Origin of the sequence: Polynucleobacter sp. JS-Polo-80-F4, assembly GCF_018881965.1 — a bacterium.
In the GTDB taxonomy this organism is placed as follows: Bacteria; Pseudomonadota; Gammaproteobacteria; order Burkholderiales; family Burkholderiaceae; genus Polynucleobacter.
In genome coordinates this window covers 7,322-14,215 of sequence record NZ_JACVPI010000003.1, presented here as the reverse complement: position 1 = coordinate 14,215, position 6,894 = coordinate 7,322, and the positions used below count along the sequence as shown (strand labels likewise).

Sequence of the window (6,894 nt, the reverse complement as noted above, 5' to 3'; positions counted from 1 at the left end):
TTCACAGCTAGACCCCAATCAAAGCAATCTGCATGGTGGTTTGATTGAAACCTCTGGCGGCACACTCAGTTTGCTATCAAGTATTAATGCAGGTAGGGGTGGTATCTGGTTAATTGATCCGTATGACTTAATCATCAACGATGCCGTTGCAGACACTATTAATACCGCTCTTAATGCCTCTACTAACGTACAAATCAGCACGCCGGGGGCTGGCAATATCAACATTCGTTCTGCAATTAATGCAACAGCCGGCTCAGCAACCCTAACCTTTACCTCAACAACCATTGAATTAAACACTAACGTCGCAACACTTGGTGCGCAAACCTATAACGGTGGTGTTTTACTTGGGGCATCTGTAACCCTCACGGCCGGCAATGATTCATCGGTCCTTTTCAATGGAAATATCAATGCCGCTTCTTCTGGCATTCAATCGCTGACTATTAATGTTGGAACTGGAGCGGTCACTTTCGGTGGGTCAGTGGGCGCTACAACACCCCTGTCATCATTAAGCGTAAATAATGGCGGGTCTTCTGTAGTAGCTGGAAATGTAACTACAACAGGCCTAGACGGCCAAAATTATGGAGGCAATCTTTCTTTGGCGGCATCTGACATTACCCTAAGCAGCGGTACAGGGCCAGTCAGTATTGCTGGAAATGTTGTTGTAAGCGGTGCATTAACAAAAGTAATTCAGTTTCTAAAGGATGGATCATATGTGTTCGATGGTTCTTTAACCAATCCTGGAAACGGTAATTCGTATAGCAATCAGATTGTTGACGGTGGGTTGCTTTCTTTTGATTTAACTATATCTACTTTTACTTGGACTCCAGCGGCTTCACTTCAAGCCAATTATTTGGTTGTTGCTGGCGGTGGCGGCGGGGCTGGTAATGGCGGCGGTGGTGGTGGTGGTGGTGGAGTATTGATTAGTTCTGCAGCTTTTTCAGGAGCCACTTCTTATCAAATTGCCATTGGTGCAGGCGGATCTGGTGGAATGAATAGCCCTGGTGCCTCGGGTGGTAGCTCATCTATATCTGGATCTGGATTTACAACCATCTATGCTTATGGCGGTGGTAGGGGTGGTTATAGTCAATACGACCCAGCACTTAGCGGTGGTTCGGGTGGTGGCGGATCATTTGGAAAGTCTGGGGCACTTGGCACACCAGGTCAGGGCAACTCTGGAAGTTCAGGTATCAATACTTACGTTGGCAGTTACACTGGCGGCGGTGGCGGAGCAGGTGGTGCAGCTGGAATGCCTTACCCAATTTCTTTTGGGTATCACGCTGGTGATGGCGGTGCCGGAATTGCATCTTCGCTAACAGGCACTCAGCAGTATTATGGGGCCGGTGGCGGTGGCGCGGGATCAGGTATTGGTGAGCCTGGAATTGGCGGCTCTGGGGTGGGTGGAAATGGCTCAACCATTGTGTTCCAACCCGGAGGAAATGCAATTGGTTATGGCAATGGTGGCGGCGGCGGAACAAGCAATGGAAATGGGTATGGTGGCAGAGGCTCTGACGGTATAGTTGTCTTGAGTTATTCGAATAGCAGCTCAAGATTGACTATTAATTCTTCTAATGCGTCTAGCTCTATTTCAGGATCCATTCATGGAAATATATCTTTAGCACTGGATGGCTCCGGCACTCTAACTCTCTCAGGCGTCAATACATACATGGGCGCCACCAATATCGCTCGTGGTGCAACACTATCACTATCTGGCACTGGTTCAATAGCTAACTCTTCAGCAGTGAATGTCGATGGGGTATTTGATATCTCCAAAGCTTCTGCGCCTGTCTCGATCAAAGCTCTCAATGATTTAACTCCTGGAGCGGGCTATGGAGTAGTTTCTTTAGGTATCAATACTTTGACGATTGGCTCTGATGCTGGAGCTGGCAGTTTTAGTGGTGTGATCCAAGATGATGTCGTTACTGGCGGCAATATAGTGTTTACAGGCAATGGGTATACGCAGACCCTTTCCGGTGTTAACACTTATATTGGCGCCACCTATATTGCTCAAGGCGTAACCTTAGCTTTAGTTAGTGCTGGCTCAATCGCTAATTCTTCTGCGGTAATCGACAATGGAATCTTCGATATCTCAGGTGCCGGTAGTGATATTTCTATTCAAAGTTTAGGAAGTATTGATTTTGTTGCGCACAATCAAAGTCTTTCTTCTGTCCTTTTGGGCTCGAATAATTTACTAATAACTAATCCGCATGGCGGCGATGGTTATAGTTGGTTTTATGGAAATATTAGAGGTTCTGGTGGCGTTACTATTTCTTCTGGCTCAAATGGAAGTAATGATATTTGGAATAGCACGGCCCACCAAATTCAGGTATTTGTTGGGTCAAATGAATATAGTGGACCAACAATAATTAATGTCACTGCCGGGCTCTATCTTTGGAGAAATGGCGGTATTGCCAATTCAAGCAGCGTAACTAATGATGGAATCTTATTTTTAGATGGAAATGATTGGCCAAAAGATAAATCCTATACCCTCAATAATTTAACCGGAAGTAATACTGGAGTCATCACTGGAAGTGGCGTACTTACTATTCGGGGAAACAACACCAACTATGCTGGCATTATTCAGGATGAGCCATCTCCACCTGCATGCTGCAGTCCTCAATTAAGTGTAATTATCTCTAGTGGCACCCAAACACTCTCGGGTGCTAACACTTATACAGGCAGCACTACTATTAGCAATGGCACTCTGATTGTTACATCTCTTGCCGATGGTGGGGTGGCTAGTAGTGTTGGTATGTCATCGAGTGATGCAGCAAATTTAATTTTTAATGGCGGCACTTTGCAGTATTTAGGAAGCGGTCCCATTAGTACTGATCGACTTTTTACCATTACCACCTTGGGTGGCACAATTAATGGCTCAGGCGTCGACAGTAGTTCAATAGTGAACTTTACTAGTCAGGGCAATATCGCATTATCTGGTGCCGGTAGCCGTACATTTATTTTTACTGGTAGCGCGCTGAATAATCAATTTCACCCAACCATACCGGATACCGATGGAAGTAATGGCATAACTACCGTTGATCAAACTGGAATTGGATCTTGGATTCTTCCGGATAGCTCGACTATCCGGATTAGTTCGGGTCTTGTTAATCTCAGCGCGTTATCTAGCAAATCGGTCATCATAATGTCTGGGGACGCAACCCTTGATCTACTTGGCCAACCACTTACCATTGCAAAAATTACCGGAGGTGCTGGAAATACCATCACAAATAGCATTGCTGGTAGTCAAGTGTATTTAACATTGATAGGCGCTACTTTAGGAAATTTCTCTGGCGTTATCCAAGATGGCAATGGCATTTCACTTGGATTAATCTTAATTAGCTCTAGTAATAATGGAACCCTTGTATTGAGTGGATCTAATACATATAGTGCCTCTACTATCATTACCAGGGGTATTTTGGCGGCAAGAAGTGCAAATGCCCTGGGGAATTCATCAGTAATTATTGGCGGTGCAGGCAAGTTGGATCTTCAGTATTCCGGCACCGTCACTTTGAGCTCTAGTCTAAGTATGGTCGGAAGCAGTGAAATCACTAATTCTGTAAATATCTCTAATTTACAGGTGAGGGGTAATAGTGTCCTGGCCGGCAATGTTACAACTAGCGGCAGCCAGTCATATGAAGGCACTGTTACCTTAGCCGCTAACACTACGCTCACTTCTTCCGATTCAATTACCTTTAGCTCAACTGTCGATAGTATTGGATCAAGCCCTTATAGCCTGATCATTCATAATAACTCCGCAAATACAACGTTCGGATCATCAGTTGGCGCTACTTATTCACTTAATCAGTTGTCAATTAGCGGTAATGTTCTGCTTGGTGGTGATGTGAATACACAAGGAGACCAGACCTATAGTGGCAATGTCACGTTAACTGCAGAAAATATTAGCCTCAATTCAAATGCACTTGGTATTGATGGGAGTGGTGGTTCGGGTGCTGTGGTGATTAATGGGTTGCTAAACCAAATTAGCGCTAGCCGACTATTTATTAACTCGGGTTCTGGAAAAGTAAGTATCTTCGGGAATATTGCTGATTTAGAGATGCTATCCATAACTTCTTCCAACACTGAAAATACTGTAGCTGGAGTTATCAGTGGTGCAACTAGCTTTGCCTTTGCTGGCTCATCCGGTGTACTCACTTTAACTGGTGCAAATACTTACACTGGAACTACATTAATTGATCAAGGCGCAACCCTTACTCTTAAGGGCGCTGGAAAGATTGATTATTCTTCTAGCGTAGACGTAACTGGAACGCTGGATATTCAAAAAGATATCACTATCTCCGCACTAGCTGTGCATGATTCGGGGAGCATCATCAATTCCACCGGATCACCTTCAAGCCTTACAGTAAGGGGATTAAGTGTTTTAGCAAATTCAGTCGAAACTTATGGAGATCAAACATACCTTGGTCCCGTAACTCTGGCTAAAAATACCTACCTTTCTGGAGATGCGGTATATTTTTATGGCACTGTAGATGGCAAGAGAAAATTATTCATTGATTCTTTCTTAACCGTATTGATGGGTGATGTTGGCTCTATCAATCCGTTGCGTACACTGAAGATTAACGCTGCCATTATTGATATTGTTGGAAACGTTCGCACCAGCGGGAATCAAACCTATAGCGCCTGGGAAGTTTTAGTTGGGGATCCTAATTCTAGCGATGCAAGATCAATAAGCTTGGTCTCTCGCTACGGAAATATCAAGATTAATGCTGCTATCGATGATATTAGTGGGTGTGCAGATTGCCAGTTCTTTGGTGTTGATTATGGCTCTTCATCCATTCCATTAATGAGTACGTCGCTTACTTTGCGCGCTCAGAATATCGTCTTAAACGACCATGTTGGTTATTACATACCCCTTTCACAGCTCAAAGTCTTCAGCGCCAATCCATTGGACCTTAATGTCAGTGTTACAACCCTGAACTTACAGCAATATGCCGCCCCTAGCATTACCCTTGGCCAGAATGTGACCCTCAATGGCTTGGGCGGAACAATCTCCTTTATCACCGATAGCCTAACAACCCGTAGAAGTGATTCCATCTTTAGCAGTGGCGGCACTTTAGCCATTGCAACTTATAGTGACATTCCAATTAACTTAGGTTGGAATGATTTGAATAATGGTGGCTTAAACATTCGTATGTCAGTGCTCAATGGTCAAGAGCGCACTGTATTTGGCTGGAATGGTTTTGATGCTTACGAACCTTTTGCAAACTTCATCATAGGTAATCAAGAGTACCAACGTGATGGCCCAATCTATCTAAATCGTTCAATCAACAATCAAAACGGCGCATCGTTTACTTTTAATAGTCCAGTAGTCCTGCTTAGAGATGCTGCTATATCTTCATACGTTACTTACGGAGGTGGCATCACCTTTAATAGCACGATCAATAGTTATGATGGTACAGCCTTCGGTTTAACGGTTGTCACTAACCCTGATTTTTGCATGTTATGTTTCACTGCTTTTAATAAAGCAGTCGGTAATATCAATCCGTTAAGCAGTCTTGATGTTTATGGTACTGCTCTGCTAAATGGCAACATCACTACTATAGGTGATCAAACCTTCCGCGGCTTTATTGGTATTGGCGATATCTTCTCTGATAGGTCTCGTACCGTCAAATTGACCTCTAGAGAGGGTAATATTGCCTTTAGGTCAGCGATAGCTGACGTAGGGAATCTATTCAATTATTGTGGTTTTTACTGCCAGCCCAACGCCGATACATTGATCGTTAAAGCGAACAACGGCTCAGTCATTTTTAATGGGGATATCGGCTTTTTTGATGGTGGTCCACCATTACCGCTAGCTGGGCTTGAAGTCTACAGTGCTAATCCGCTGAATTTAAATGTGAATGTAGCTACCTGGGGCATACAGCAATATGCCGCCCCTAGCATTACCCTTGGCCAGAATGTGACCCTCAATGGCTTGGGCGGAACAATCTCCTTTATCACCGATAGCCTAACAACCCGTAGAAGTGATTCCATCTTTAGCAGTGGCGGCACTTTAGCCATTGCAACTTATAGTGACATTCCAATTAACTTAGGTTGGAATGATTTGAATAATGGTGGCTTAAACATTCGTATGTCAGTGCTCAATGGTCAAGAGCGCACTGTATTTGGCTGGAATGGTTTTGATGCTTACGAACCTTTTGCAAACTTCATCATAGGTAATCAAGAGTACCAACGTGATGGCCCAATCTATCTAAATCGTTCAATCAACAATCAAAACGGCGCATCGTTTACTTTTAATAGTCCAGTAGTCCTGCTTAGAGATGCTGCTATATCTTCATACGGTGGAAGCATTACCTTTAATGACACCATAAATAGCTATGATGACATTACTCCTTATAGTTTGACTTTAAACGCTGGAAGAGGCGAATGTTTATGTTCCATTATCGTTAATAAGAAAGTGGGCGGAATAAATCCCTTATTGCAGCTCACCATCGAAGCCAATGACACTTACTTAGCCGCCAATGTCAAAACCATCTGGAACCAGAATTACTCTGGCAATCTGTGGATCGGTCAAGCGGATAACTGGGTTCCTGACTTCGTACCACCTTGGGCTGCTGGCAAGAACATCCGCTTGCAATCAGACCAAGGCAATATTAACTTTTACGGCAAAGTAGGGGATGCTGGTGCTCTAGTCTTTGATGACTATGGACCAATGTACTGGACTGATGGCGTCAATAGCCTGACGGTCAAAGCCAATAATGGCGCCGTGTACTTTAATAAAGCCGTCGGCAGCAATGGCACTGCTTTAGATCAGCTCACCATCGAAGCCAATGACACTTACTTAGCCGCCAATGTCAAAACCATCTGGAACCAGAATTACTCTGGCAATCTGTGGATCGGTCAAGCGGATAACTGGGTTCCTGACTTCGTACCACCTTG

Annotated in this window: 1 protein-coding gene; it reads left to right on the top strand. The window is 44.2% G+C overall.

The features are described from left to right. Positions 1-6,894, top strand: a 6,894-nt coding sequence (locus ICN20_RS10190) for a glycine-rich domain-containing protein (RefSeq protein WP_216240516.1), incomplete at both ends; no start/stop codon positions are given.